This window comes from Spartinivicinus marinus (assembly GCF_026309355.1).
Classification (GTDB): Bacteria; Pseudomonadota; Gammaproteobacteria; order Pseudomonadales; family Zooshikellaceae; genus Spartinivicinus; species Spartinivicinus marinus.
Genome location: NZ_JAPJZK010000004.1, coordinates 88,877 through 115,060 on the forward strand (window position 1 = coordinate 88,877; position 26,184 = coordinate 115,060).

Annotated in this window: 29 protein-coding genes; 14 read left to right on the forward strand and 15 right to left on the reverse strand. The window is 36.7% G+C overall.

Features of this window, described 5'->3' with window-relative positions:
- Window positions 1-144: 144 nt before the first annotated feature.
- From OQE68_RS30270 to OQE68_RS30280, 3 genes are all read left to right on the forward strand, one after another.
- Window positions 145-576 (forward strand): hypothetical protein, encoded by a 432-nt coding sequence (locus tag OQE68_RS30270; RefSeq protein WP_180571506.1) that lies wholly within the window; start codon window positions 145-147, stop codon window positions 574-576.
- A gap of 299 nt (window positions 577-875) precedes the next feature.
- A complete protein-coding gene (locus tag OQE68_RS30275; protein WP_266195950.1) occupies window positions 876-1,787 on the forward strand; it encodes a type 2 periplasmic-binding domain-containing protein in 912 nt (303 codons plus the stop codon).
- A gap of 303 nt (window positions 1,788-2,090) precedes the next feature.
- A complete protein-coding gene (locus OQE68_RS30280) occupies window positions 2,091-2,423 on the forward strand; it encodes a hypothetical protein (protein ID WP_180571504.1) in 333 nt (110 codons plus the stop codon).
- A 45-nt stretch (window positions 2,424-2,468) separates the two neighbouring features.
- Here OQE68_RS30280 and OQE68_RS30285 read toward each other — a convergent pair whose 3' ends face one another.
- The 6 genes from OQE68_RS30285 to OQE68_RS30310 all read right to left on the reverse strand — a co-directional run bounded on the left by OQE68_RS30285 (window position 2,469) and on the right by OQE68_RS30310 (window position 7,306).
- Window positions 2,469-2,792 (reverse strand): DUF5992 family protein, encoded by a 324-nt coding sequence (locus tag OQE68_RS30285; protein WP_180571503.1) that lies wholly within the window; start codon window positions 2,790-2,792, stop codon window positions 2,469-2,471.
- Between the two features lie 33 nt (window positions 2,793-2,825).
- On the reverse strand, window positions 2,826-3,182 hold the full coding sequence (locus OQE68_RS30290) for a hypothetical protein (RefSeq protein ID WP_180571502.1): 357 nt from the start codon (window positions 3,180-3,182) through the stop codon (window positions 2,826-2,828).
- 133 nt (window positions 3,183-3,315) lie between these two features.
- On the reverse strand, window positions 3,316-5,397 hold the full coding sequence (locus OQE68_RS30295; RefSeq protein WP_180571501.1) for a phospholipase C/P1 nuclease family protein: 2,082 nt from the start codon (window positions 5,395-5,397) through the stop codon (window positions 3,316-3,318).
- A gap of 145 nt (window positions 5,398-5,542) precedes the next feature.
- Window positions 5,543-6,223, reverse strand: coding sequence for a peptidase associated/transthyretin-like domain-containing protein (locus OQE68_RS30300; protein WP_266196043.1), 681 nt, complete (start codon window positions 6,221-6,223; stop codon window positions 5,543-5,545).
- A complete protein-coding gene (locus OQE68_RS30305) occupies window positions 6,174-7,103 on the reverse strand; it encodes a hypothetical protein (protein WP_180571499.1) in 930 nt (309 codons plus the stop codon). Before OQE68_RS30305 ends, OQE68_RS30300 begins: the two co-directional genes overlap by 50 nt.
- A gap of 47 nt (window positions 7,104-7,150) precedes the next feature.
- Window positions 7,151-7,306: a hypothetical protein gene (locus OQE68_RS30310; RefSeq protein WP_180571498.1), complete on the reverse strand. Its 156-nt coding sequence runs from the start codon at window positions 7,304-7,306 to the stop codon at window positions 7,151-7,153.
- A 133-nt stretch (window positions 7,307-7,439) separates the two neighbouring features.
- Between OQE68_RS30310 and OQE68_RS30315 the strand changes: the two genes are divergently transcribed.
- Window positions 7,440-7,607 carry a hypothetical protein gene (locus tag OQE68_RS30315; protein WP_266196044.1) on the forward strand — a complete coding sequence of 56 codons (168 nt, stop codon included), beginning with the start codon at window positions 7,440-7,442 and terminating at the stop codon, window positions 7,605-7,607.
- A 196-nt stretch (window positions 7,608-7,803) separates the two neighbouring features.
- Here OQE68_RS30315 and OQE68_RS30320 read toward each other — a convergent pair whose 3' ends face one another.
- Window positions 7,804-9,267 (reverse strand): ISNCY family transposase, encoded by a 1,464-nt coding sequence (locus tag OQE68_RS30320; RefSeq protein WP_266195432.1) that lies wholly within the window; start codon window positions 9,265-9,267, stop codon window positions 7,804-7,806.
- A gap of 149 nt (window positions 9,268-9,416) precedes the next feature.
- Here OQE68_RS30320 and OQE68_RS30325 point away from each other — a divergent pair, with 149 nt between their 5' ends.
- The 8 genes from OQE68_RS30325 to OQE68_RS30360 all read left to right on the forward strand — a co-directional run bounded on the left by OQE68_RS30325 (window position 9,417) and on the right by OQE68_RS30360 (window position 16,525).
- Window positions 9,417-10,346, forward strand: coding sequence for an IS630 family transposase (locus tag OQE68_RS30325; protein ID WP_266196052.1), 930 nt, complete (start codon window positions 9,417-9,419; stop codon window positions 10,344-10,346).
- A gap of 1,332 nt (window positions 10,347-11,678) precedes the next feature.
- Complete coding sequence (locus OQE68_RS30330; protein ID WP_180571743.1) at window positions 11,679-12,749, forward strand: hypothetical protein; 1,071 nt, start codon at window positions 11,679-11,681, stop codon at window positions 12,747-12,749.
- A gap of 47 nt (window positions 12,750-12,796) precedes the next feature.
- Complete coding sequence (locus OQE68_RS31100; protein WP_266196045.1) at window positions 12,797-13,810, forward strand: AHH domain-containing protein; 1,014 nt, start codon at window positions 12,797-12,799, stop codon at window positions 13,808-13,810.
- 3 nt (window positions 13,811-13,813) lie between these two features.
- Window positions 13,814-14,383, forward strand: coding sequence for an imm11 family protein (locus tag OQE68_RS30340; protein WP_266196046.1), 570 nt, complete (start codon window positions 13,814-13,816; stop codon window positions 14,381-14,383).
- Window positions 14,384-14,467: 84 nt separating this feature from the next.
- The gene (locus tag OQE68_RS30345; protein ID WP_266196047.1) at window positions 14,468-14,953 is read left to right on the forward strand and encodes an imm11 family protein; all 486 of its coding nucleotides are present in this window, start codon (window positions 14,468-14,470) and stop codon (window positions 14,951-14,953) included.
- A gap of 54 nt (window positions 14,954-15,007) precedes the next feature.
- A complete protein-coding gene (locus tag OQE68_RS30350; RefSeq protein ID WP_266196048.1) occupies window positions 15,008-15,373 on the forward strand; it encodes a hypothetical protein in 366 nt (121 codons plus the stop codon).
- Window positions 15,366-15,959, forward strand: a complete 594-nt coding sequence (locus tag OQE68_RS30355) for an imm11 family protein (protein WP_180571935.1) — start codon at window positions 15,366-15,368, stop codon at window positions 15,957-15,959. Before OQE68_RS30350 ends, OQE68_RS30355 begins: the two co-directional genes overlap by 8 nt.
- Window positions 15,959-16,525, forward strand: coding sequence for an imm11 family protein (locus OQE68_RS30360; protein ID WP_266196049.1), 567 nt, complete (start codon window positions 15,959-15,961; stop codon window positions 16,523-16,525). Before OQE68_RS30355 ends, OQE68_RS30360 begins: the two co-directional genes overlap by 1 nt.
- 315 nt (window positions 16,526-16,840) lie before the next feature.
- Here the strand turns inward: OQE68_RS30360 and OQE68_RS30365 are convergent, their stop codons facing one another.
- From OQE68_RS30365 to OQE68_RS30380, 4 genes are all read right to left on the reverse strand, one after another.
- Window positions 16,841-17,575 (reverse strand): substrate-binding periplasmic protein, encoded by a 735-nt coding sequence (locus OQE68_RS30365; RefSeq protein ID WP_266196050.1) that lies wholly within the window; start codon window positions 17,573-17,575, stop codon window positions 16,841-16,843.
- A 913-nt stretch (window positions 17,576-18,488) separates the two neighbouring features.
- Window positions 18,489-19,628 (reverse strand): HNH endonuclease, encoded by a 1,140-nt coding sequence (locus OQE68_RS30370; RefSeq protein ID WP_180571520.1) that lies wholly within the window; start codon window positions 19,626-19,628, stop codon window positions 18,489-18,491.
- Window positions 19,625-20,332 carry an OmpA/MotB family protein gene (locus tag OQE68_RS30375; protein WP_180571519.1) on the reverse strand — a complete coding sequence of 236 codons (708 nt, stop codon included), beginning with the start codon at window positions 20,330-20,332 and terminating at the stop codon, window positions 19,625-19,627. Before OQE68_RS30375 ends, OQE68_RS30370 begins: the two co-directional genes overlap by 4 nt.
- Window positions 20,329-21,972: a MotA/TolQ/ExbB proton channel family protein gene (locus tag OQE68_RS30380; protein ID WP_180571518.1), complete on the reverse strand. Its 1,644-nt coding sequence runs from the start codon at window positions 21,970-21,972 to the stop codon at window positions 20,329-20,331. Before OQE68_RS30380 ends, OQE68_RS30375 begins: the two co-directional genes overlap by 4 nt.
- A 741-nt stretch (window positions 21,973-22,713) precedes the next feature.
- On the opposite strand from OQE68_RS30380, the gene OQE68_RS30385 reads away from it, so the two are divergent.
- Complete coding sequence (locus tag OQE68_RS30385; RefSeq protein WP_219340239.1) at window positions 22,714-23,322, forward strand: type IV toxin-antitoxin system AbiEi family antitoxin domain-containing protein; 609 nt, start codon at window positions 22,714-22,716, stop codon at window positions 23,320-23,322.
- 23 nt (window positions 23,323-23,345) lie between these two features.
- On the forward strand, window positions 23,346-24,209 hold the full coding sequence (locus OQE68_RS30390; RefSeq protein WP_266195993.1) for a nucleotidyl transferase AbiEii/AbiGii toxin family protein: 864 nt from the start codon (window positions 23,346-23,348) through the stop codon (window positions 24,207-24,209).
- Window positions 24,210-24,381: 172 nt separating this feature from the next.
- Here the strand turns inward: OQE68_RS30390 and OQE68_RS30395 are convergent, their stop codons facing one another.
- The 4 genes from OQE68_RS30395 to OQE68_RS30410 all read right to left on the reverse strand — a co-directional run bounded on the left by OQE68_RS30395 (window position 24,382) and on the right by OQE68_RS30410 (window position 26,114).
- Window positions 24,382-24,633: a hypothetical protein gene (locus OQE68_RS30395; protein WP_180571635.1), complete on the reverse strand. Its 252-nt coding sequence runs from the start codon at window positions 24,631-24,633 to the stop codon at window positions 24,382-24,384.
- 90 nt (window positions 24,634-24,723) lie between these two features.
- Entirely contained in the window at window positions 24,724-25,119 is a 396-nt protein-coding gene (locus OQE68_RS30400; protein WP_180571636.1) for a hypothetical protein, read from the reverse strand.
- 93 nt (window positions 25,120-25,212) lie between these two features.
- Window positions 25,213-25,791 carry a barstar family protein gene (locus OQE68_RS30405; RefSeq protein WP_180571637.1) on the reverse strand — a complete coding sequence of 193 codons (579 nt, stop codon included), beginning with the start codon at window positions 25,789-25,791 and terminating at the stop codon, window positions 25,213-25,215.
- 68 nt (window positions 25,792-25,859) lie between these two features.
- Window positions 25,860-26,114: a hypothetical protein gene (locus tag OQE68_RS30410; protein ID WP_180571638.1), complete on the reverse strand. Its 255-nt coding sequence runs from the start codon at window positions 26,112-26,114 to the stop codon at window positions 25,860-25,862.
- Between the last annotated feature and the right edge of the window lie 70 nt (window positions 26,115-26,184).

Below are 26,184 nucleotides of genomic sequence, written 5' to 3' on the forward strand. Positions count from 1 at the left end.
AACAGAGCACTGAGCAGCATTGAGAGCCAGGTGGTTTAGTTTTGTGCACATTAAAATTAGACCATATTGCGTTTTTCAGTCAGAATACAGTGTCCATAGATTGATCAATGTAATTTTAATTAAGTTAGGTATGTGAGTAGTAAAATGAGATATTTATTAGCAGTTTTCTCTGTGATAGTGATGAGCAAAATCCAAGCACAAGAAATAGTAGTCAATAAAGGAAAATACTCTGATTACTACCATATGATGTACAAACTAGAAAGTGGGAAATATAAAATAAATTCGAACTATGGATTTAATGAAGGTGGTCAGTTTGAAGTACTAGTACCTAAACAATATTTTTCTGTACCTGCTCCAAACTGTAAGGAAAATATAATTATTAGAATGCCTTGGTCTGATAATGAAACTAAGAAGCAAGCTTTGTATAAAAAGTTAGTTGCTCAAAAGGAAGTAAACGTTGTTTTGGAGTTAAACCCTTATATTAACTTAGTTAACAAAAAACCACTTAAAGTGGAGCTTCAGTATTGTAATGTATTTTTCAGGCATCGATCTGGTGATTACTACGATAGTTTATAATTCATATAATCAAAATAGATCAACCTACAACCAAACTGTCATATATTTCCCGGTAACTGCCGCTAAGTAGAAGAGTTATCGGCGGGTTTTGGAAAGGGAGCAGAGTGCATTCGTAGGGAAAGGAGACAAGAGGGTAGTTGTTAAACGATGATGACTATTAACTGTTAGTGTAACTGACAACAAATGGAGTTCTTTTCGCGTTCTTTTACCAACTTATGGTGAAAACGACACGCAGATCAACTACATTCATATTAGCTCTATACTCATTATGTCGATACTAAGAAACTACATATTACTCCATGTATAAGATAAAAATTTTTCTATTAAAGGCAACTATGCTACTTGCTTTAACATCAGTTACTACTTTTGGATCACCAAACTCAGACCCAATGGTGTATATCTACCCGAAACCACATTCAGCAACAGATACTCGAAGACAAGAAGTTATCGCCTTGATACTCGAAGCATTAAATAGAACTGAAGCTAAATATGGAAAATATATACTTAAACCATCATCAGATTATATAAACGAACTTAGAGTTATTGATCTACTAAAAAAAAGTGAAAACCAACTAGTGACAGTTGCTTGGCTGGATACTACGAAGACTCTCGAAGAAGACTTGTTACCTGTGTATATACCAATTCAAAAAGGTATTGTTGGTTACCGAATTTTTTTAATTAGAAAAGAAGATGAAAATAAATTTAGTAAAGTAAAATCTATCGAAGACTTGAGAAAATATACGAATGGGCTTGGCCATACTTGGGTAAATCGGAACATCATGGAGCTAAATAACCTTCCTTATATTTCAAGTCCAACTTACGAAGGTTTATTTCATATGCTTAATAGTAAGCGATTCGACTACTATTCAAGAGGAATTAATGAAGCCTTTCCTGAGTTAGAAGCAAGGAAAAATTTACTTCCAGAACTTATTGTAGAGAAAAAACTTGCTTTACATTACACTAAACCAAGCTATTTATTTACTTCAAAACAAAATATAAAACTAAATAATAGACTCTATGAAGGTTTATCAATTTTATTAAAAGATGGCACCTTTGATAGGATATTTTGTGAAGTGAATGGTGATGCAATAAGAAAAACTAATTTAAAAGAACGAACTATCATAAAGCTTAAAAGTCCATTTTTATTTAAAACAACACCGATTGAAAGAAAGGAATTATGGTTTAGTGAAAATAACCAAGTCTGTATGTGATACGCTCATATTCAGAAATATAACCAGCTCTTTCCAAAGCAAAAAACTGGTTAACTTTTGTATAAAAGTTAACCAGTTTGCATCTTGTAAATCAATTACTTAGGGTTTTGCTACACTCTAGGAATGAAGGAGAAGAGCAGTAATTAACTGGCTTTGAGCTATCATGAGCATGTCACGGTTAAGAATAAGGATAAACTCCTGCCTCTGTAGTTCATAACAAATTTTTTTATGCATCTATTGTGTTGCATTTATTAGTAAAATAATCCACCATACAACAGGTGTAAACTTTGGAAGTAATGGTAAATGTCAGACTTAAAAACGGACTCACTAACAAGCGCACTACAAGTTTTTCGAGATATTGACCCAAGCCTAACAATTGACCAGTTAATTGTACTATTAACTCTTGGCAAAGAAGGCCCTCTAAGATCAGCCGATATAAAACAAAAGCTCAATCTGTCTCATCATAACTTTGCTGATGTAATTGAGCCTCTTTTTAATGGCCACACAATACGAAAGCAGTCAAATGCCAGCTTTATTGAATCTGGGACTTATGCTGATGATCATCGTCAACGTGTAGTTTATGTTAATGATGATGGAATGAAAGTTTTGAAAACCGCCTTAAGCCATTTGAGCTAGGACTTTTTATGTAGATAAAAGCCAGCAAAATAGCTGGCTTTTTTGTTAGCGAAGGTAAATAAAACTAGCCATTCGACAGTTTGTTTCACCCGCTGTTAACGTCTCAATATTTACCCGTTCATTGCCCGTCGTATATGCTGTCAATGCTGTACTGTAGGCTCTGTTGAACTTAGATTGACTTGAAATACTTTCAGGAAAAACGATCACGCCAGTAGCACATGGACCAGTGCCGCCGCTTGTAGTCACAAAAAAACTTTCTGTACCGTCAGGCGTGTTGCCAATGCCAGTTATTTTAGCATTAGTAACTAGCGGATCTGCTATGGCAATATTAACTGATAGCATTATAAAAAAGAGTTGAAATATTTTCATCGTATACTTCTCTTCAGTTTGATGATAGGTCGTTTACTTGTCAGCCAAATAGCTATATAAAAAAGTCTCAGCTTCCCTTGAATAATTGCAGCTACCATCCCCAGCTATACTGATTCTTTTATCTGCTGCATGCGCCATTAATAACAGTGATAAGGCACTTTTTCCACTGTCAGTAGTAGTATCTACTACAAAATGCCAAGACCCAGTTGAACATGGGACGATGTCATTTAAGTTTCCTTCTACCAAGATAAAGGCGCATGCGTTTTTGATGCAAAGATTATCATAATGGGGACCAATCCCTATAGATTTAATCTTACAGTTTGTACACACGCCAGCAGAAACAAAATTTGTCAATACTAATAAAAATAATAGTGTAAACAGTTTTCTCATAGTTTTCTCTACAGTATTTATAGTTTGATTTTTTTTAGGTATATTTTAACTCATGTATCTACAATCAACTCCATTCGTTTAAGAGCTGGATAACCATCAACATAATATTAAGTTAATAGTAAAAAGGCCTTTCTTAGAAAGGCCCGCCACCACTACTCCAGACTCCCTTTTTAATAAAGCCAGTGTTAGTAATCTCTATAGGATAACTACCATTTTCTAAAAATAGGTTGTTATTACCGGCATTGATGGCTGCAGAAAAGTTTGCAGGACCATTGCAAATCCCCCATGAGTCTGCACAAAAACATGAATATTTAAACTCAACAGAGTGGGTGCCTTCAGATAAATAGGTATTCCAGCTGCTTCTATCTTCCAGTAGCTTCCCATCAATTGCTAATCTTGCATGACAAGACCAACTACCCATAGAGTTAAAACGATAACCACCTGTCACATTGAAACGTCCAAATGCAGAGCCCTTACCAGGGCAGCCAATGCCTAATTGCCATTGGGTTGTAGTAATGTTTTGATTACCTTTTACCTCTACTTCCACTTGCTCATTACTGAACTCCGAAGGATTATAATAAAACGTTTTTTGGTGAAGCCCTGAAACTAACCCGTTGGTTTGGAAAATAGTTTCACCTGTGAGTTTCCTTATGGTAAGCGAGTCAGGTACTTTATAAGCTTCAAATGAAATAGTAACTTCGCCTGCTTCGCCACCTAATGAGTGAATACCAGAATAACCTTCTGTCCCTCCCTTTGCTTTTACTGGAGTGCCACAAGGAGTTGCAGGTTTGTCAATCTCAAACCTGACTGCACCTGGTAAATTGGGTTCTCCACCAGCTTGGCCTTTAAACACAACTAGAAAGTCGCCTGATTTAACTTGTGATGGTAAGACTAGTTGACTGGATTTACCTTTTGCTGGAATCTTGAGATTCCACTTTTGATTAGTAAAGGTACGATGTCCATTGTCTGTCTTATAAAGATAAAAATCACCGTGAATAGGTACGCTTGACTGATTTTGTATAGTGATTTTTCTGTCTTTTCTCTGTACAGCAAGGTTGACCTTAAAAAAGTGATTGATCATTCCCTTGGTATAGCCCACAGCAGCGGGTAGCAGGATTTTATAGCGATCTTCAAATATGTTGTGATCAACTATACCAATTGGATTTTTTCCCTTTACTTTTAGGGTTTCATTGAGTAGTGAAAACCCTGTTATTTTGGTTTTGTGTTGCGTCCTAGTATATTTGTCTCTAAATGAGTTGCTGACATATAAAATACGGCCTGCATCGTTATCATTGTATAGATTTAGACTTAGGTTTTCATTGCCAGGTAATGGGAATTTGGTAGGTATAAGGTCGTCAATTCCTATTGAGTTACTAGGGTTATTGTTGATAATTTTATAGCTAGTATTCTGTGTAACAAAATTAAACGAGGATAGCTCTGCTATTCCGTTATAATCGCTGTTTAACCAAAAATCTCTAGCTCTTGAAAACTCTACGGCAGGATAGCCTTGAATGCTGATCCTTGTAGTAGGTTTTTTATGTTTAATTTTCACGGCGCGACCAAAAATATCCTCTCCTTCTCTCTCACATAAATAGCTCGCTCCAATAGGTTTAGATTGATCAAATTTACCACATTCAAATTGGTCATCTGTATACGCCTCATACAAACTGGGGTGATATTTATTTATGACAGCACATTTGTATTCATTACAATGGTCATCCAGCCTAGCATGTTGTGGCTGGGCCATATCCTGCAGATGGTGTACAACATGACCTAACGCTTGTAATGCATGGCCCATCGCTTGATCACGTTCCCCCTTGCTTTGACTAGTTAGCGCTCTAAAATAAGCGTCTTTGGCATCTCTAAATGAAAACCGTTGAACGTGATGGCGTGGATGATCTACAGTAAATCGATCTTCTAAAATCCAGTCTGGAGATGATATCGATTTGCGTATTGGCTGAGGCATTCCACGCCCACGATTGCCATGGTCATCAACATATTGGGGATCAAAAAAATGGTATAGTGATCTGTGGTTTGAGTATACTCCTATATCAATTTTGGTGTCCTCAATATGTGCACCTTCACCTAATAACTCAAAAGCAGCCATATGCTTTTGAGTATCTTCAGCTAAATAAGGAATATTAGGAAAGTAAGGTACTCCAATATCACTATCAATATTATCAAACCCCTTGCTAAGCCAAAAATTTTTTTTCATTAAAGCTGTGTTTTTTGCTGCATAGTTTGACAAATACCTATGAACATTTTGGGTATAAGCAGTACTATGTGTTGACAGAGTAGCTGATATGGTAGCAATTGTGCCAAAGATTAAATTTAATTTAAAAAACTTCATAATATCCTACTTAGAACCAACAATTTTTTTCATTTATTTTTCTAATAGGGTCAAAATTTCTATACTTATTTTCTCTTCTATTAGTAAATCGGTTTTCAACCTTGTTTAACTCTTTCTCAAACTTATAAGCTTTATCACCAGTACAGAGCCATGGGAATCTTAAATACCTTAAATGAGGTTCGAATTTTTCATTAATGCTAAAAAGATACTCTCTATTGGATAATGTGAACTTTTCTATAAAGTGCTCTTTTCTTGAACAGCACTGAATGCGCCAAGGAGCTGGATTTATGCCATATCTATCAGCACTAGCCCGGTTATTAAAAACATAAGGGCTGTAGTTTTCTTTAAACATTAAAACTACAGGATTACGATTATTAGCGCGTTTGCTTAATAGATTAACAGGCTCAAATGACCAGCCAGGTATATTAAAACGCCCTTCTTTATCTGTAACGGTTGAGTTGGTATCTAGTAACCCCATGGGGTTGTCACCCTCATACCCCCCCTGTAGCCCCCAAATAGCTAGTACTGCTACTCCCTCAATTGGTTGCTGTGTTTCTGCATCCTTCACCACTCCTGTAACTGGTGCAGCTGAGTAAATTGCACAACCATGGAGAAATACTACAGCAAGCAAAGTAAATATTTTATAGTCCTTCAATTTTCCATCCTCCGTCTTCCATGAGAAAATAAACATACTGTTTCTGTATGTTTCCATCCGTCCGCCTATATTCAACTAATCCAATGGCATACTCAGGCGTAGTAGATACGAAATTAATAGAGATAATTTTTTTATTTAATTCCTCTAGACTATCTTTAATATCGTTGAAAGCCTTTTGATAGGTAGGTTTTGAGTTAACAGTAAATAGTTCTGCTAAAGCGACAGTATCACCTGATTTTAGGTGCTTTCTAAAGCCTGCCCATACCGCACTAACTGCATTTTCAGCTTCTGGTTTTGCAAAAACACCATGTTTGTCCGAGTATAGAACTGTGTTTATTGCACCATCTTTATAGACAATAATGTCGTCATATCCATCACTGTTGAGGTCGTCTATCTCAAGGGTTACATCACTGATTGCTATATAATCCGTGATATTTTGAATATTGCTTGCTTTATATCCATCTTTATAGTCCTTAATAGCATACAGAAGTTGTCTACCACCCTTATAGAGTAAAACAATATCTCTCTCACCATTCTTATTAAAGTCACCACTATAAAGGCTTACAGCATTGGTGGACAATTTGTATCCAGCGGCAATAAGTCTAGATTCATCAACCCTTTCCTGACTTTTTAGTTCTGTTAAACAAACTGAGCCATGACAGGTTTTTGGTAAGTTATCTTTTATTGAGCGGCTACTACTAGGATAAATTTCTACATCTTTATTACCTCCAGTCATGATGGGAGTTATGATATCCCCATGTATAAAAATAATTTTATTCGTGCTTTTTAAATATATATTTTCACCATTTATATAGACTTTACTGCCGTGAAGTAATGATTTACCATGGGCTTCTGCATGACTAGTAGTAGACAATAACAGGGTGAAAATTACACTAAAATATAAAAATCTAGGCATAATACTTAAATATTCTTTTAAATTATTTTTTTTGCTAAAATAAATAATTATTTTGTTAAAAACATAAGTGCATGTAATTGTGAGCAGTCTTGTACATCAGGACCACTATAAACCGCTACATCATAGTCAGCAGCATAAGCTGTTAATGCCATTGAAAAAGCCCTGTTAAAGCTTCCTTTATCAGGGTAATTGCTTTCTGACATGCTATAGACTTCCAGAAAAGTAAGTTGGCAATAAATAAGTTAGAGCTTATTACAGAAATATTATAATATGCCCTCAGCAAGAAGAATATAAGACACATAAAGTTTGCGGCTTTATGTGCATGGGGGGAACAAAATGGATTTTTTACTTAAACTCACTAACGCACAAAAAAAATTGTTCGATAGCGAGCTGAAAAAGTCAGAGAAAAAAGGCAAGTTTAATGAAATAAAGCGAATACTAGCCTTATTTTCACTGGCAGATGGCCATTGTAAAGAGATAGTGCCTGACAGAAAAGTAGTCTAGTTTGCCAGTTGAAGGGGCAACTATTTTGGTCTTATAAGTTAATATTACTCATTTATGACTGTTTTTGACTTGGGTATATAAAATAAGGTTGTTTTTTGATCAAGCTTCTTTAGAATCGTCTTTTCACAGACAGCCAAACCTAGCCAGTTAGGCAAAGGCTCACTGGAAAATTATTTTAAATCTCAGTTAAGGACTATTAAGCTGCTTTTTTACGTATTCTTTTGGCTTGACGGTATTGCTCCTCTTTTTCTTGTTTATACAATAAGGCACCTAACTTTTGGATATTTCGTGCTAATACAGCAAATGAAACGTAACGCCTGAAGCCATTAATACCGCTATCTGGACATCGGTCAAGGCCATGTACTTCAAGCGCATTAATAGCAGACTCAACCGCTGAGTGCTGCTTTCTTGCTTTTTTGAAAGCCTCATCGTTTTCACGTTCTGTTTCCTTTTTTGATAAACGTCCTTTTTTAGGCAGCACTACCCGATTTAATTCTTCGGCCAACTTCAACTGATTCTCAGGTGAATGAAACCCTTTATCAAAACTGCACTGGTTGAGCTCAGGGAATTTAGCTTTGGTTGCTCTGATCATGACGATGGCAACATCAACATCTTGCTCTTTTTCCATCACACGATGGTGAAGAATAAAGCCATGCTGACATTCCATAACACACACTTTAATACCTAATTCCACTGGTACCCCTGCTTTCCCTTTGCTCACCCACTCAGTGTGAGGTTGAAATATTGAGTAAACTTTTTCATCAGCTGGGACTTTTTCATCTTCGACTACTCGCCTGTGAATTTGCGACACCTGCCGTTTAGCATGAGAAAGATTGTTGGCAATATTTCGTAATAACCAAATCGGGGCTGCTATGGCTTTAAGCTTATCCAATGTGAGTTCAGCTTTATCAATAAACCATTGCGCTTTATTCAGATAGTTGATATGTGTCTCACGTTTCTTGTCATCGGCATTTTTTGCTTTTGATTGGTTGCTTTGCCTTGCCTGATTAAAGCATTTTTTAAGTGACTTCAGATTGTGCCTATGTTGTCGCCAATCACTTAAATGGTAGTTTTCGCCCATATCAGCTAGTTGATTAATCACTTTTCTCATTGCATCCCATAATAAACTGATATCAGTGGGATAATGAACAGCTGTTTCTACCACAAATGAGTCACAACGCCCTTCAAGGCTTGCTTCTTCGTTTTTTTTTAACAGTTTATGCCCTGTCTCGACGACAACTGTGTTAATTTTGTCCAGAATTTCTGGGGTCAAAAGAGAGACGTTATCTTTTATGGTCTGCAAGTGATATTCTGTCAGATCTTCCCAATTGACACCATGCCCTAACATCGCTCGAATAGTTCGATGCTGATTCACTAATTCATGCAAACGATCATAGTCACAATTTAAGTTGATGCGCAAAACCCCCATCACCAGTATTTTCCAAAGTTCCATGCCTGGCCTTCCAAGTCTTGGATTCGTTTTACCCACTATAGACTCCTCTAAAATAGTGAATACCTGCTCTCTAACTTCGGGTGTAATATAAATGTACTGTAATCCCTTTAACAATTGAGGCACATCATCTCTAGACTTCGGGTCAAACTTGATCTCGGTAATATCTGTTTGGCCGAATTGAAGTTGTGGGTTTTGGACTTGCCTCATATCGTATTCTCCGCGAAGTTTGGCTGGTTTTAACTAAAAACCTAGGCCGATTCATTTTTATGAGGACTTAATATAGCAATCTTCGATGACGGATTTATGATGAATTATCTTATTTATCAATCAGTTATGATTTTTCGGTCAAGCACGAGATAGTTGCTCAAGTGTTGAAAGTAAGCAAAGAAGCTGTACGACAATGGCTGAATGTTTACCTGAGTAGTGGAATAAAAGGTTTGCTGGACAAACATCGATCAGGAAGACCATCAAAACTAACAAAGAGCCAGAGAAAAGAGCTTTGTAAGTTGATTAAAGACGGTCCGGGTAAATCTGGCTTCCCAGGAGCCTGCTGGCGATCGCCTATGATCCAGCACTTAATCAAAGAGCGATTCAACGTATTTTATAGCGCCAAATACCTTAGTGAGTTATTAAAAAGCCTTGGTTTTTCGTTCCAAAAAGCCAAGTTCGTGGCCAGCAAGCAGAATAAAGAAAAGCGTCAGGAATGGCTTGAGAGGCAGTGGCCAGAAATACTCAAGCGAGCAGGTAAAGTGAATGCTTATGTTTTGTTTGGTGACGAATGTTCGTTTCCGCAGTGGGGAACTTTAAGCTATACCTGGGCACCTATCGGGCAACAGCCTGTGATTGAAACCACAGGTAAAAGGAAAGGGTATAAAGTATTTGGACTCATTGACTATTTTACAGGCCGATTCTTTTCAAAGGGTGTAGAAGGTCGCCTGAATGGAGAGTGCTATATTGAATTTTTAAAGGAAGTTTTAAAAAATACCAGAAAACCAATTATTCTTATACAAGATGGGGCTCCCTACCACAAAGGGGCAGTTGTGAAGGATTTTATCAAGAAACATGAAAAAAGGATTAGTGTATACAATTTACCCAGCTACTCTCCCGATTATAATCCAATTGAGATGTTGTGGAAGAAGATAAAAGAAAAAGGGACCCATTTGCAATACTTCCCAACATTTGAAGATTTGGTTGGTAAGGTCAATGAGATGCTAGTGAAATTTGAAAATGCACCCAAAGAGATTTTAAATTTATTTGGATTATACGACGAGTTATTGGACGCATAATCAGAATTTTCGTTGCAATTTAATTTTCTGGAAAGCTATAAGCAATTTATTATTACATGAGTAACTATCAGCCCCTTGTACATAAATTACAAAGTTTCCAGGCTGACTAGTCATGTTAGAGACCTGTATAATTTTCCCTTTTGCTAAGGTATTTGCAGAAGTTTCGTAAATCAGAGAAAAATAAACCAAACTAAAAAATGTTACTAATCTAGCACTTCTTATCATGTTATTGCTACCTTAAAAATGGATTTATTTTTGTAAGGCTTTATAGAGTTATTGAAGAAATTGAGACGTAATTTCCGAGTATAACTACTGTGGTGAATATCGATAATCGCTTATTTGATCTATCGAAAGGGCAAAATAATGACTACATAAAACCATCAATATTAATCCTTATTAATATTTACATCACGTAATACCAATCGAATTATAAACAAATAAATTAATAGCAAGACAGGGGTAATTCTTCACATTTCTTTAATAATTACTATATATGACTAATATTCATAGTAGAACTAGAAATATTTTCATAAAATGAACGAAAAATGTTCAACAATAAACAAAGTAATTATTTACACTGGAAAATATGTGCAACCCTTGTTCGACTGGTAGGCTTTTGGTAGATTAGACAAGCCTTATTCTGGCCATAACAGGTAAGGTACTGGGAGAGCTGAGTCTCCCAGTTTTAACAAAACAGCAGGGCTATTACCACTAAACGATTGGAGCTGTGCAATCAGAAGTTGCCTTGATTGTGATACTGGAGAAATAATACTGTTTGACCCAAATATTTATGATGGCGACTGGGAAGACGGTTTAGAAAATTGGCTCCAAAAGTGGTGTGATGGAGTAAACCTTTGGGATGAAATATATGGAGTTGTCTGAGCTTTTACGAGATTTCTGTTTATCTCGAATGGCCAGTAACTGTTTAAATATTAAACTCTTTTAACGCTAATATCATTTACTTAGACCTTTTGCATACAGCGTTGATTCAAGTGAGCTTAAGCTTGTGACGAACCCATAAGCTAGGAAATCATTATTAATAAATACAAATGACTCAAATTATCTACCGGCAGTTCTGTTATAGACTTACCATTTCTGCTCTTGCGCGTTTGACCTTCGCCTTTTAATGTAGCCCCCTGTATTTCATCATTAGTAGGTGTGCCCGTGGCCGTAGGTAACACTAGTCGTTTTACCTTTAGCTGCATTGGGCGTGGTTTACGGCTCTTTTGCTAAGTTGAGTATTACTTATCAGGCATACGGTCTATTCTTGTTGAAATATCGGATTGTTATACAGCAGTGCTTTCAGTTAGTAGTTAAGGAGCGCCAAATAATATGCGTTACCGTATTAAGTTTTTAAACGGCGCTATTTACGAGTTTCATAGAAGCTTTGATGAGCCTAGCGAGGGCTATCATCCCAAAGGGCTTCTTGGGAATCATCAAATACGTCAGTTTTTCCGGCGTTGTATTGGCTTTTCCAGCAAATCGCCTGATGGCTACACAGATGGGCTCACGATCATGCAGTATTTACTTGGTCTGAACCTTTCAGAAAAAGCACTTGAAGAGCGTTTTGTTGAAGCCGTCGAATGGAACCAGATTTTCATTTACAGCAACCAAGAACCTCCACTCCTTCCAATGATTCAAAAAGCAAAGCAGGTCAGCCTGGATAGCTTGGCTTATAAAGCCATTGATAGTGTAGCTGATGAGCCTGAAGCTAAACAAAAAACTCTTGAACTAGAACTGTTTTACGACGATTTAGAAAAAACGCCTGCAGGCAAAACCCCTTTCAAGATCACTTTCAGTAATGATGAATGTATTGCTGGTGTTTTGGATGAAAAAGGCTGTGCAACCATACCAAATGCACCAGATTTACCGGCTCAGGTTACATTTGGTGATGAAGCAGCTTTTAATGAAGCTGCAAACTCAATCATCGGTGCTTACCAGCAGCTTGCTTTTGTATTAGATGATGCAGCCAAACAGATTGGCAAACATATGTTAGCGGTAGCACGTAGCCAACCTAAAGCAGAAGAGCCACCAGCTGATATCAAAGAAGCTTTTAAACAGGCTGTTGAAAAGGAGTTAGCAAAATATAAGGCCAAAGCAGAAGAGTATGATCAAAAAACTTTTTTACAGAAGACTTGGGAGCAAGCCAAATCAGTAACTACCGGGGTTAAAAAAGGCTTTTCTGAGTACGTGCCAGATTTAGGAGAATTTGGTGATTTAATGGATGCTGTTGATCTTGATGTAACTGATCTAGTTGATGCAATTGCGACAGGTAATGTAGATGAGTTAGAAACGAAGTTCCAAGCCTGGCAGCGTGATAATAAAGGATTTGCAAAAGCCAGTGAAGCAATGGAAATGCTTATACTGCTGCTATCAGATGAGATGAGAAGAGCAGAGAGTTAATTGCCAGCATTCCATTTAGAATATTGCAAGTACTCCCTCCTGACGAAGTGACTGAAATACTGAGCTCTCAGGCAACTCAAACAGGTATTGATGCTACGATTGTTTCTGGCGGAACTGCTGCCGGTGCCCTTGCCGGTGGTGTAGGCGCTCCCGTTGCAGCTGCTACATTACTTACAGCCGCAGCAGGCCGAAAAGGGGGGAAATTACTTGAAGCCATAATCAATATATTAATGGAAATAGCAGAAAAAATAAAAAAACTATCTGCTCACCAATGGGGCGGCACTAGAAAATACCAGCAGAAAAACCAAATTAAGCATATTGAAGAAAATAAATCCTTTAATGAAGGAGAGAAAAAACAACAGGCTGATGAAGCTGAGAAAGAGAATAAAAAATATAAATGTGAATGGAATAAGTGTAAAGGCAATCATGAGAAAAAAATCAGATATCCAAGCAATGGCAGTGTTCAAAGAAATAACACTTATGACTCTGACTGGATACGTGCAGGCTTAGAGCCATGGGTGTTGTATGGTCCAGGCCGAAACAGTTATGCTACTCTGGCTGACTACAAGGATGAAGCCCCTAATGCCAACTATACTGGTACAGCTGCAGCTATGATATACCCTGAATACCATACTCAAAAACATCATTTAATATCAATTAAACTGTTTGATTCGGTAACACAGCTGCGAGATAATGCAAAACTAATTGGATATGATGCTAATAATTCTAACAATGGTATTTGCCTACCTTCCTTCATTGCTGACATAGTACAACATGATCTACAGTTACACAGAGGCCGACATAGCAGAAAACTTTATGATTCAAAAGTTTTAAAAGCTCTGAAAGTAATAAACCAAGAGTGTAAAGAGTATTGTAAAAAAGATGTAAAAGGTAACATACTAAACCAGAAAAAACTTATAGACGACCTAGATAGTCTGTCCAGCATCGTTAAAAGAAAAATTATTAATTGGGAATATTTGTTATCTAGGAAAGCCTTTAATAATAAAGAAAAAAGTATTAATCGATATGAAAAAATTATGAAGAAAAGGGATGAGGACTAGTTTATGTATTGGATAATGTCAGTAGAACCTCAAGATGATGATGAAATAGTTATCTACGATACACCTCCATATATTGAAGCGTACGACCTTAGCTTTGAAGAAGGTGAAAAAATCACTAGCACATACCCTGAAATATCATTAAGTTATGCAAAAGAGCCTGGCGACATATTTACTGATAGCCTTGCTGCTTTTGGCTGTAATGGGCTGGTTTTAAATAATAAAGTTATTCAAGAATTGCATTCCTTAAAAATTAACAACATACAATACTTTGATTTAAGACTTATTGAAAAAACGACTAAAGAGGAAAATTCAGGCTATAAAATAGCCAACATTGTTGGTGCTTTTAACTGTCTTGATATAGATAAATGCGTATTTGAAACTACTAGTTCAGGAAGAATTATGTTTATTGAAAAAATGGTCTTTAAAGAGCTAGATGAGAGTAAACTACCAGAAATATTCCGACTAGCTGAGTATTTACCTCTTATAGTTACAAGTGACAGAATAAAGCAAGCTTTTGAAGCTAAAGGGTTTACAGGATTAGTTTTTTGTAAGCCTGAAGAGTTTAGCTCTTAATGTACTGGATAATGGCAACGGAATATACAAGTGAAGATGATCTTGAAATAGATGGATGCCCCCCCACTTATTGAGCAATATGACTTGAATTTTGAGGAAGGGTTGTTTTGTGCTGCAACACTTCCAATGATTGATATTTTTTATGATATGCAACCAAATGAAATTTTTACAGATAATCTTTTTGCGCCTGGCTGCAATGGCCTACTAATCCACAATAGAGTAAAGTCTGTGTTAGATGACTTGGAAGTCAATAACATCCAATATTATCAAACCAGACTAATAAATAAAGACAGTAAAGAAGAAAATGGCAACTATAAATTAGCTAATATTGTTGGCAGGATAAACTGCTTGGACTATGATAAGTCTGAACTAGTTATGCGCGATGATGGAAGTATCAAATTCATAGATAAGCTTGTTTTTCAGTACTTTGATAACAAAGATAGCTTGGAAATATTCAGACTTGCCAAGTTCCTACCAATTGTTATAGTTAGTGATAAAATTAAGAAAAAATTAGAAAAGCATAAATTTACCGGGATTGTATTTTATAAGCCTGAAGATTACTCTCTGTAACCCATATAAAGTCCGAACTCCAATCAACCGACAGTTAGAAAAGGAAAAAAATTATTGTCAACTAATACTGAGCTTAAAACATATATGATGAGTGGTGATGCAACTATTGAGTCTGACTCTGGAATTGATGAAGTTTTGAAATTGGTTTCTAGTGCTTTACAGATTCCTAAGTTTTCTCTTGATAAGTCTGGCGATTGGGATGGAGAAGAGGTTTATATTTCCTCTTGCTTTGGTTTTACTATATACTTATCTGCAGATGATCCCCCTTTAAAAACTTATCATATTTCAGCAAGGACTAGTGTTGATAGCTTTGATTATGATGAATTTGATGCTGATGATTTAAACTTAGATGGGAATCTTATTGCTATGCTTCGGTATCATGGAGTAGACGCAAAGGTTAGACTCATAGATTATGGATGATTTATTGCCTAAAAGTATGTACTGGATTCTAATAAGTGAAAGGTCTGATGATAATCAATTTTACCTTGATGGCACGCCTCCACTCATTTCTACAAATGAATGGAGCTTTGAAGAAGGATCTGCTGTTACAGGAATAATACCAGAAATAGAAATGCTTTATACAATTGAGCCTAATGAGATAATGACAGATAACTTAGTTTCTCCAGGCTTTAGAGGCCTACTGATTAGAAACAAGGTAAAAGGCTTACTAGAAATCTTAGGGTTGGACAATATTCAGTATTTTAAAACTAAGCTGATTAATGAAAAAACAAAGGAGTCAACTGAAGATTACTACATCGCAAATATTATCGGCACCTATGATTGTGTGGACTATGATAAATCTGACTTAACATTTTGGGACGATGGCGATATAGAGTTTGTTGAAAGCTTTGTTTTTAAAGATATCAGTGACCAGGAGCCACCAGAAATCTTCAGGTTATCATCATTTCTGCCATTAGTGATCATAACAGATAGAGTTAAAAAAGCTTTGGATAAACAAGATTACTCAGGGTTCAAGTATTATAGACCTGAAGAGTATTACTCTTAATGTACTGGATAATGGCAACGGAACTTCAAGATGATGATGAAATAATTATCTATGAAACGCCTCAATATATTGAAGTGCATGACCTTAGCTTTGAAGAAGGTGAAAAAATAACTAATACATACCCTGAAATATCGTTGAATTATGAAAAAGAGCCAGGCGAAGTATTTACTGATAACCTTGCTGCTTTAGGGTGTCATGGGTTGGTTATTAACGAAAAAATTAGACAAAAAATAAAAGAGCTAGATATAAATAATTTACAGTATTTTGATCTTAAATTAATAGAGAAAAACACCAAAAAAGAGACTATAGACTATAAAATAGCCAATATTATAGGGGCTGTTAATTGTCTAGATTATGATAATTGTGACTTAGTGTTATCTAGTACAGGCTCTATTCTCTTTATTGAAAAGCTGGCTTTTATTGATCTAGATGAAGATAAACTTCCTGAAATCTTCCGGTTAGGAGAATTCTTGCCGCTTATTGTTGTAAATGATCGTATTAAGCAGGAATTTGAGGCAGAAGGCTTTACAGGGTTTGTTTTTTATAGGCCTGAAGACTACTCATAATATAACCTGTAATCCACCACATCCCTTTAATCATAAGGGCTACAGTCAGCAACCTGACCAAACATCTAGCAGAGACTCTCGCTCTTTAAAGTTAAGTTAGTAATAACTCTATAAGACGGTAACAGGTTAACTTCGCATAAACTATCTTATGTTAAATTATATGCTAAAGAGAGTTAATTAGAACTAGTGTTTATGAACTACTGAACATAGTGTGAATCATGGCCATACCTCTTGGGGTTTCGGGGGAGTGGAACAGCCAGAACAATCCGACCGAACCCTCCTTCTAGCCCACTACCCTTTATTAATTATTTTAATCTAAATAAAATATTTTTTATAGATTTTTTCGTATGACCCGTTTTTCTTTACTGTATCAAAAGCATTTCTAAGCTTCTCTACGATTTCATTAGAAAGCTTTAAACTACCTGCAAGGTATAAATCCTCATTTTGGAACGAAATACTATATGATGGTTGTCTTGTAATATCTTCTTTTTTAAGTAAATAAAATGCTCTTACGGTTGGAACATACCATGCGTCAACACGGTTATAAATTAACATCCTAGCATTTTGAATTTCTTTGGTAACTAACTGTATTCTTTTAAAATTGTTCTTATTCAAGAAACGACTCCAAGGGGTTTCTCTAGCCACACTGATAGAAAGTCGCTTTGCTTCTACAAGCGTCTTAGGAGGAGAACCTGTTATCATGACAAAGCTGACTTCTATAGACAAAAGATTCACAATCCATAAATAGTTAGGTTCTCTGTTTTTAGTACGAGTTAGCCCAAAAATTAAATAATTATTTTTTTCTCTTGCTGTCTTTTGAGCTCTTGGCCAGGGTGAAAATCTTGGTTTATAGGGAAGATTTGCATGCTGGTGCATCAAACCTACTATTTCGTATAAAAAACCACGTTGTTCCTTACTATCTTCTACTGTAAATGGAGGAAGGTCAGCTGTTATCTGCATTATCGAATTAGAACTTCCAAACGCATGTGAATAAAATAATAAAAGTGATATTATCATATATTTATTTGCTTTATAAAAAAAACCATACATACTATCAACCTCATTGGTGGGTAGACAAATAAAGTCTTTAGTAAGATCGCCTCCCAACTTTCGTCATATTTTGGGCACCTAAATGCTCCAGGCCTTGGATGTGTGCGGGAAAATAAAGCCACCCCTTAGAACAACCATTATTGGGTGGGTAATAGAACATATAATCATATAATAACGAAACAACTCTTCAGACTAAGATAGTTACCAAATACTAATGTAAAAATTAAAAAGTATCGAGTAACTTAAATTTATATTAATGAGATTAATTGTGAAAAAATATTATTTATAATTTGTTTTCCTTACTCGATCTCGAATAATATAAGTTGATATCTTACCATTATGCTTTTATATAATACCATATAAGTTGATTTTCGGTAGCTAACTATCATAGGGACTCAAACTTATACCTAATTATCACTATACCTAAGCCACTACTCTCCTCAATGCTCCATCCCCTACCCGCCTCTCCTGTCGTCTTCTCAAAAACAGCCGATAAGACCATGATTAGGATGGTATTTTATGTGGCAGTATTATTTATTATCAAAACTGTTTTCTTATTACGTTTCTTCTAAGGCTCACTCTTTTTAGCTTTTTATAGTCATAGTAAAAGTATATTACTGGGATAAAATACGAAATTATTATTCCACCTATTTTCGCTAAAGGTAACGGCATAGTTAAAAATATTAACTCTATTCCCCAAAATATGAACCATATTACACTTGCTACAATATATAAAATAGAAATTATATGTTTAACTAGTGCAGCTTTTACTAATGAATTTATTCTCACATACTTTATAAACTTTCTTCGTAGGATATGTTTCACTTATCTTTCTATATTATTACTAATGAATTATTTGCCAGACTCTCCTGAAAGAGGCCTAGGCTACCCTCACTTGGTTTAGCAAATTGTATTAGCGCATATAAGACTTAAATTTACTAAACCTTTCTTTTTTATTCAAAACATTGTGTGCGTCTTTAAATTCTAAAATATACCACTTGTCTACTTTTACAGCTTTCCCACTAAGCAGTGCTACTCTTTTGCTCGGCCAAGCAATGTCTAAGTAAATAGTTTCATTAGTCTGCTGATTAGTGACAGGATACTGTACATGCGGTAACTCTAAACCAAGCGACTGACACATTTCAATAAAACCAAATAAGGCAGGATCAACAAACTTTCTAACACTTTGCCAATTTGTTGGATTTGTTAACCCTTGCTCTCGTCTCAATCTAGTTATGGTGCTCATTTGATGAAAAGAGACTGGCATATGTTGATGAAATGGCTCTTTCCGGTGGCAGTCTTTACAGAGTGCTATTAAGTCCTGTATAGACGAGTTTGACTTGATTCTTTCAGGGTGATGAGCATCTAATAAGTGCTTTTTCGTTCGAAGATTAACGTTGCAGTTTTGACATGTGTAATTAACCCTTTTCCTACATGCCTTTGAGCGTTCATAAAAGTCATCATCATAGCCACGGTGCCGGTGAGCAAACTGTTCTCTGGGTAGATGCTGAAACATTGAGCTATAAGTAGAAAAAAACTCTTTCAGATCGAATTTGCTAACAATTTCTTCTTTTGCTTCTAAGGGGGCGTTTGCGTAACCGTTGTAATTCAGATATCTCAAACACAGTTTGCATACCCGAAGTTTCACTTCTCCAGATATCTCTTTTTTATTACTTCGCCGTTCACCATATATTTTAAACTTGCCCGAAGTTCCTGTGGTGACAATATAGCGATCACCTGAATCCTTTTCCCTCATTTCAATGATTTTTTTACATTCAGCGACATGAAACTTATTTCCTTCACTGCCATCTTTAAGTGCAGCCTCTATGTTTTTGTGGTCAGGGATGTATAGTAAAGTCTGCCTCCCATTCGTACTTATTAGGCCTGTATTAGTCTGAACGTGATCTATCTTGAGTTGAATACCTTCAATTAGTTCTTGGTCAAAAGCAAATTCAGCTTCTGGCATCGCTGGTTCAATCTCGAAATCACATGACTCAGCTTCCATCATCACCAAACTTCTTTCTAACTTGGAAAAATCAACATTTAGCTTCATGATCTATCCTTGTATATCTCTCTCAATTTCGCATCTGCATTGGTTATCACTGTAAAATTCACTCTACGAGACGCTTCTTTATTTTCAGAATTATTTTTGTGTCGTTCTAACCTAGATGAAGAATATCCGATGGCAACGAGTTTACTTCTTATAAACAGGTCATCACTGATTTGAGGTAAGGCATAAAGATGTGTGAGAACAGATTTAGTGCGCTCCTGAGATAATTCCATATTCTGGTAGTATGCCTCTTTAGGGGGAGTATTGCCTTCCCATTCGGAGCTTGTATGACCTTCTATTCGTACTTCCTGTATTACATCAAAAAATGGTGTTAACGCACTAAAATAACGAGGTGCAAACTCGTTTAGCAGCTGTCTGTACTGCTCATTAATTTCAGACTTTCCTCCCTTAAACAGAATATCTGGAGAGCGAAATGTTAATGTAAGGGTCTTTTTACTTAGATCAGCATCCCATCTTTTAAGGTCCTCGCCAAACTCTAGCAAGAGAGCTCTATATATCGCCAATTGAGTATCCCTGTACTCAAGAGCAATTCCTTCAATCCGGTTTTTATCCTTTTGCACATTCAGCATAAAAGCAATGGCAATGAACATGAATACGACCATTAGACCTGCCATTAAATCCGATATAGATAACCAATGTGACTCCTCCTGATTATTTTTTCCCTGAGCAGTCATGAGTTCCTTCATTGAGCAACCCTGCTGATCGGTTGTTGAGTCAAGACGTTTTCCATAACTTTAATTAACCTGGTGTAGTCAGACGCAAATTTTTCTGTAACAGCACCAAGATTGCTACCCAGTTGTTGAATCACTCGCTCTAGCTCTTCTCCCATGGATTGATCGATCATTTTCATTGACGTTGAAATAGTATCATTGTTTTTCAGTAACGTTTGCTCCATGGACTGCTCGATACCACCAAATAGTTTCTCGACTTCTTGCCTGTGGAGTTTAGTGAGCTCTTCTACTGTGATCGCAAGTTGATCACGGATTTGGTTTAGTTCTTTGTTATAGTATTGCGAAAACTCCGTTGTATCTTGAAGTAGGTTGTTACCAGCATTTTTGAGTGATGCGCCAACTTCCAAGCTTCCTGATTTAAGTTCTTCGATCAATACACGCATTTGTCCGTTGATGTCCTCTAGCACGATTGAAAATTGTTCCTTAATTTCGTCACTGGCATTTGCTGTAGTTTGTGCTGACTCAGTTAATGCAGCTCTTGTCTGATCTACAGATTCTATATATTGGTCAGCACTCTGAGATATGACGTTTTCAATTTTTTCTGCGCTAGTAGTAATGCCTTCTGCTAACAAGTCATTTGCTTGTTTTACGCCTTCAATTGCAGAGTCAATTTTTTCTTTTATCTCTGGAACAGATGCAACTGCTGCATCTCTGACTTGAACGAATGCATCGAGGTGTTTATCAAGTTCTTTAATTTGATGTTGGTTGACCTCTATAACTGTTTTCAAACTATTCATGTTTTCAGGGATGGAGCTGGTGTGCTCGGTAATTTTAGATACTGAGGCTTCAGTTTCAGATATGACCTGAACACCTAGCGCATATTTTTCCTGCATATCTGCCAATTGGATCTTATAATTTTCTTGCCATTCTACAAGCTTAAATACAGCCTCGTTTAGATCTGAAAAATTTTTTCCAAATTGTTCTTTAAGCTGATTATTAAAGTCTTTGATTACACTATTTAGTGCTACGATGACCTGTTCTGTTGCTGACTCAGACATTAGCTCTGCGAAATTATCAAGCTTGTTCCACAGCCGCTCTTGGAACTCCGCAAAATTGCTCTCCCTCTCTTTACCTGTGTTAATAAACTCCTCCATTTTCTCCTTCAACTGAGTAATTGAACTGGTGTTATTACCATCACCCTTTTCTATGGCAACTTTGACTTCACTGGATATAGCTAATTGTTGAGACATAACCTCATAAATATCTGAAGCGTCCACGTTATCTTTACGATATTCGCCCTCAGAAGAGTTTTTTTGTTCAATATAGGAGTCAACTAGCTTGTAAAGAATGGAAAGTAGAATACCGAAAATAGACGTTACAAAAGCAGTTTTTAATCCTTCAAGTAAAGGCCCAATGCTGCCTTCAATATCACTAGTGTTAAAATGCAAGAGGCCAGCCACTATACCTATGAATGTGCCAAATATACCAAATGATGTCAGTAGTGTCGGAGCATAGTTGGTAAATCCTGTATGCTCATTTTTACGTTTGTAATAAATGGCGCTAATAAGCACCAGGAAAAGAAGTACAAGGATAACATCTGTAAGGAATTCCGGTTTAACCGCTTTCAACCCCTCTTCAATGACACCTGACAACATTGGCTAATTCCTTTTTTAACATTGTGACAGAAAAATTTAGCCAGAGAGGTTACTAAAATTAGTCAGATTGCGTCCATGATTATTCGAGGTATAGTTATCCTAATGAGAGTCTGCAATGGTTCCTGCATTAATTAAGCAGCTAAATGGTTAATAGTTGGCCAAAAGTCCTTATTACAGAGGCTGATAGGCCGCCCTCTGGTTCAATTCCTCAACCCCAGATAACTACCGAAAGAGGTCTCCATATCCCCAAATATATAGCCAAAGCAGCAGCGAGATACTTAAGCATTTTGAGTAAATAGTTGTATTTGGTTGTTAGAGCATCACCTTTTTTAACTTGAATTCGGAGTAAAAAATAACCAAAAATTGAGGGTTTTATGAGCTTATAAGGTTTGCAAGTAGTTGCAAAGCATAGAAGATTTTATTAGTGACTTGTTATGTAGGCTTACTCTCTATTGTTTCAGAGCCAAAAAGGTATTAATTAGAGCAACAAGCAATCAAACTGTTCAAACAATTTACTAATTGTGTATTTTTTACTCCGAATTCACGTTTTTTTAAGGTCATCCCAGCTTTTGCCACTTTTGCTGATGGGACTTATGAGGCCACCCAAGGTAAATAATTTAAACTTCACCCATACGGCGAACAAAACCATCATAGAGGGTTGGCCTATTAGCCCCTACCCGAAATGTTCCATATTCTAGGTAAATATTGACAAATACCGAGAATATGGAACATCATAAGAATATGAAAACGGAAACACATTTTCAGCAAGTTCTGAAGCTGGTGGGCTCTCATGGGTTGATTAGGAGCCATGATCTGGACGCTGTCAACGTGCCGAGAGTGACTCTCACGCGAATGGTTCGACGTGGCCTACTTGTTAGAGTTGATCGGGGGCTCTATTCTATCCCCGATCGCTCAGTTTCAGAACATACCAGCCTAGCCGAGGTATCCCGAAAGAACCCTCAAGCACTGGTTTGTCTACTATCAGCACTTCAGTTTCATGGACTAACTACCCAGGCACCATTTGAAGTTTGGATAGCCATACCAAATAAAGCTCATGCTCCCGCAATAGAATATCCGCCGCTTCGTGTCGTACGATTCTCCGGGAAGTCGCTAATTGAAGGGGTTGAAGATCATCTAGTGGAAGGCGTAACTGTTCACATAACTTGTGTTGCTAAGACTGTGGCTGACTGTTTTAAATTCCGAAATAAAATAGGCCTAGATGTGGCTCTTGAGGCACTGAATGAGTCATGGCAAAACAGGCGAGTGCAAATTGATGAACTATGGCGTTATGCCAGTATTTGCCGTGTCACTAATGTTATCCGTCCTTACCTTGAGAGCCTGACTTCATGAGTAAACGAAATATAGCTGCATCTGTGCGAGCCCGTCTACTAAATCATGCCAGAGCGACTAAGCAAGATTTCAATCTGGTACTTACCCGTTATGCACTTGAAAGGCTCCTATACCGGATCAGCGTATCACCGCATTCCAATACTTTTTTATTGAAGGGAGCCTTACTTTTTGATCTTTGGTTTGATATTCCACACCGGCCTACCCGAGATGTAGATTTTCTTGGTTTTGGCTCAGCTGAATTGCCCCACCTACAGGAAATTTTCAAGAATATTTGCACCGTTGAAGTAGATGATGGAATCCTTTTTCAAAAAGATACTGTCAACGCGGCGGAAATCCGCAAAGATTCACACTATGCTGGAGTACGTATTACATTGTTGTGTATTCTTGATAGTGCTCGATGCCAAGTACAGGTCGATATTGGTTTTGGTGACGCAGTAACACCTTCTCCAGAATCGGTCGATTATCCTGTAATATTCCCTGAGTTTGATGCTCCAAAACTGCTGGTATATCCAAAGTACACTGTTATTGCGGAGAAATTTCAAGCGCTCACATCCTTAGGCATTGCAAATAGTCGAATGAAGGACTATTTCGACCTATGGGTACTTTCCCAACATTCAAACTTTGAAGGGGAAACTCTTAAACAGGCCATACAGGCAACTTTCGAGAGGAGAAAAACTTCGCTACCAGATCAAACACCATTTGGCCTCACCGAGGCTTTCACACAAGATGCTCAAAAACAAACCCAGTGGAAGGCGTTCATTCGCAAAAATAATTTAGAAGCCGTATCCTTACCTGATATTGCCCTAACATTAATTGATTTTCTAATGCCTCCTATCATGAATACAACATTCAGGCTTGAGTGGAGTCCAGGCGGCCCATGGAATTAGTGACTGTGTAGCAAAACCCTAAGTGATTGATTTATAACATGAAAACTGGTTAACTATTATACAAAAGTTAATGAGTTTTTGGCTGAAAGTTGGCCAATATGGTAGATTATCGGCTATTTTTAGTTATCTACTGATAGGCAGATAACTTTCGATAGGTATTTTAGAGAATATATTATTTTCCAATTTCTATACTCAGTAAAAACTCTAAAATAAGTGCACTTATTCTAGGAAATAAAAAACCAAAAGCTCCTAACAATATTGAAAATCCTAACATCCAAGGTACATATTGCCATAACAAGCTAGATACAGACTCAAATGTAGTAGGGTACGAAAATAGTCTAACAAGAGCCCCAATAAAAGCACCTGGAATAGCCCAAATTAATGCCATTATTATTTTTTCAGCTTTTCCAAATACTTTACTCATGCTTTTCTCATTGAGTTTGAATTATGCGTAAGACCTATGTAGGGGCGTGTGGAGAACACCTGATCTTACCCGATTACTTGAGACTATTACCTACTCAACTTTAATAGTGCCAGTGTTATGTCCCATACAGGCTACAACAGTATTATATTCTATAGGGAATATATCATGAACACATAAGCCTATTTTTTTACTAAAACTATTTGCCTCTTCAATAGTTGCTTCGCAATACATGCACAACGGAATGTTATCTCCATTGTGAAAAACTCTATTTCCACTTCTATCATATGCACACATATAACCACTTAGCTCGATACCACAGACTAATTTGTATTTGGCATAAGACACATATGGAATATCTTCATTGAATTGGTTTATGCCATTTACAGGGCTAACCTTATCTGAATGTATATTTAGAAGCCAACATCCTGAAATTTCAAAATCTTTTTCCGTCAGCTCTTCATAGTAAATTTTGCTTTCGGTACTCATAATATTCACACTATATAACTACTAATGGACTTCACTCTGACTCTGGTGGTTTGGAGAGCTGGCTAGATATCAACTCTTATCCTATTTAGGTTATTACTCGTTAACAATTTTAATGCCTCTATTTTCGGCAATACCTTTATTAAAGGTGTTTAAAATTATGAGCTGAAAACTAGATAAATGCTCAGGTACAGAAGCTATATTTATATTACGTATTGTATAGTGAGGCTCAATTAAGTTTATATCTCCTGCAACCAGGCTATCAATCAGAGCATTTAAGTTTCTACCATGCCATTCAGGTGCTTGAATCTGAGGGAGAAATATATCGTAGAAATCACCTTCTGACTGAATCTGTTTCCAGTCTACTGTAATCTCCATATTATTTAGTTTTTTTAAATCATTATGATCTTTCTTCTTAAATCTATCTAGCACAGGTTTTAAACTAATAAAATTATGGGTATATTCACCTCTTGCACCTCTATTTTGTAGTGATATTTCTTGAGGAGGGGTTTTGTCACTTACGAAAAAATAAAGGACTGGCCCAATAAATGGAATCAGTGTTATAGCAGATATAAGTAGTTTAAAAGCAAGATATTCCTCGTTTTTCCATATTTGGACAATAAGCACTATGGAAATCAACTCAGATAGTGCAATGTAAATCTGTATGTCATTCATATTTAATACTTAAGTCACCAGAACGCCAGCGGTGTTGGCAAAGTGCCAGCTCTTACCTCGATTCCATGCTAAAAACCATCGTTCGGCGGTGTCGTGCCAATGTGGCCTTGCAGCCCATTACCTTTTGCAATGCCGACCTTAAAAGCACGATGTGCAATGAGTGAACCTGCAACTGGGAAAAACCACACCAAGCAATACCACAATATTTTTTTTGATTGAGATAAAATAATTATCTCAGTCAACTCTATAGAAAGCATAACGGCCAGGACGACATGGACAAATAACAACAACCAAAATAGAGCTTCATAACCCGCTTCAGACAATTTTGTTCTCCTTAAGCAGATAACCGACCGTAGTTTTCCTGTGTCTGGCGACCAGTAAGAGCGAAATTGA

Coding starts and splice junctions, on each gene's coding strand:
- OQE68_RS30270 (WP_180571506.1), top strand. CDS start 145: ATGAGATATTTATTAGCAGTTTTCTCTGTGATAGTGATGAGCAAAATC.
- OQE68_RS30275 (WP_266195950.1), top strand. CDS start 876: ATGTATAAGATAAAAATTTTTCTATTAAAGGCAACTATGCTACTTGCT.
- OQE68_RS30280 (WP_180571504.1), top strand. CDS start 2,091: ATGTCAGACTTAAAAACGGACTCACTAACAAGCGCACTACAAGTTTTT.
- OQE68_RS30285 (WP_180571503.1), bottom strand. CDS start 2,792: ATGAAAATATTTCAACTCTTTTTTATAATGCTATCAGTTAATATTGCC.
- OQE68_RS30290 (WP_180571502.1), bottom strand. CDS start 3,182: ATGAGAAAACTGTTTACACTATTATTTTTATTAGTATTGACAAATTTT.
- OQE68_RS30295 (WP_180571501.1), bottom strand. CDS start 5,397: ATGAAAAAAAATTTTTGGCTTAGCAAGGGGTTTGATAATATTGATAGT.
- OQE68_RS30300 (WP_266196043.1), bottom strand. CDS start 6,223: ATGTTTATTTTCTCATGGAAGACGGAGGATGGAAAATTGAAGGACTAT.
- OQE68_RS30305 (WP_180571499.1), bottom strand. CDS start 7,103: ATGCCTAGATTTTTATATTTTAGTGTAATTTTCACCCTGTTATTGTCT.
- OQE68_RS30310 (WP_180571498.1), bottom strand. CDS start 7,306: ATGTCAGAAAGCAATTACCCTGATAAAGGAAGCTTTAACAGGGCTTTT.
- OQE68_RS30315 (WP_266196044.1), top strand. CDS start 7,440: ATGGATTTTTTACTTAAACTCACTAACGCACAAAAAAAATTGTTCGAT.
- OQE68_RS30320 (WP_266195432.1), bottom strand. CDS start 9,267: ATGAGGCAAGTCCAAAACCCACAACTTCAATTCGGCCAAACAGATATT.
- OQE68_RS30330 (WP_180571743.1), top strand. CDS start 11,679: ATGCGTTACCGTATTAAGTTTTTAAACGGCGCTATTTACGAGTTTCAT.
- OQE68_RS30340 (WP_266196046.1), top strand. CDS start 13,814: ATGTATTGGATAATGTCAGTAGAACCTCAAGATGATGATGAAATAGTT.
- OQE68_RS30355 (WP_180571935.1), top strand. CDS start 15,366: ATGGATGATTTATTGCCTAAAAGTATGTACTGGATTCTAATAAGTGAA.
- OQE68_RS30360 (WP_266196049.1), top strand. CDS start 15,959: ATGTACTGGATAATGGCAACGGAACTTCAAGATGATGATGAAATAATT.
- OQE68_RS30365 (WP_266196050.1), bottom strand. CDS start 17,575: ATGTATGGTTTTTTTTATAAAGCAAATAAATATATGATAATATCACTT.
- OQE68_RS30370 (WP_180571520.1), bottom strand. CDS start 19,628: ATGAAGCTAAATGTTGATTTTTCCAAGTTAGAAAGAAGTTTGGTGATG.
- OQE68_RS30375 (WP_180571519.1), bottom strand. CDS start 20,332: ATGAAGGAACTCATGACTGCTCAGGGAAAAAATAATCAGGAGGAGTCA.
- OQE68_RS30380 (WP_180571518.1), bottom strand. CDS start 21,972: ATGTTGTCAGGTGTCATTGAAGAGGGGTTGAAAGCGGTTAAACCGGAA.
- OQE68_RS30385 (WP_219340239.1), top strand. CDS start 22,714: ATGAAAACGGAAACACATTTTCAGCAAGTTCTGAAGCTGGTGGGCTCT.
- OQE68_RS30395 (WP_180571635.1), bottom strand. CDS start 24,633: ATGAGTAAAGTATTTGGAAAAGCTGAAAAAATAATAATGGCATTAATT.
- OQE68_RS30400 (WP_180571636.1), bottom strand. CDS start 25,119: ATGAGTACCGAAAGCAAAATTTACTATGAAGAGCTGACGGAAAAAGAT.
- OQE68_RS30405 (WP_180571637.1), bottom strand. CDS start 25,791: ATGAATGACATACAGATTTACATTGCACTATCTGAGTTGATTTCCATA.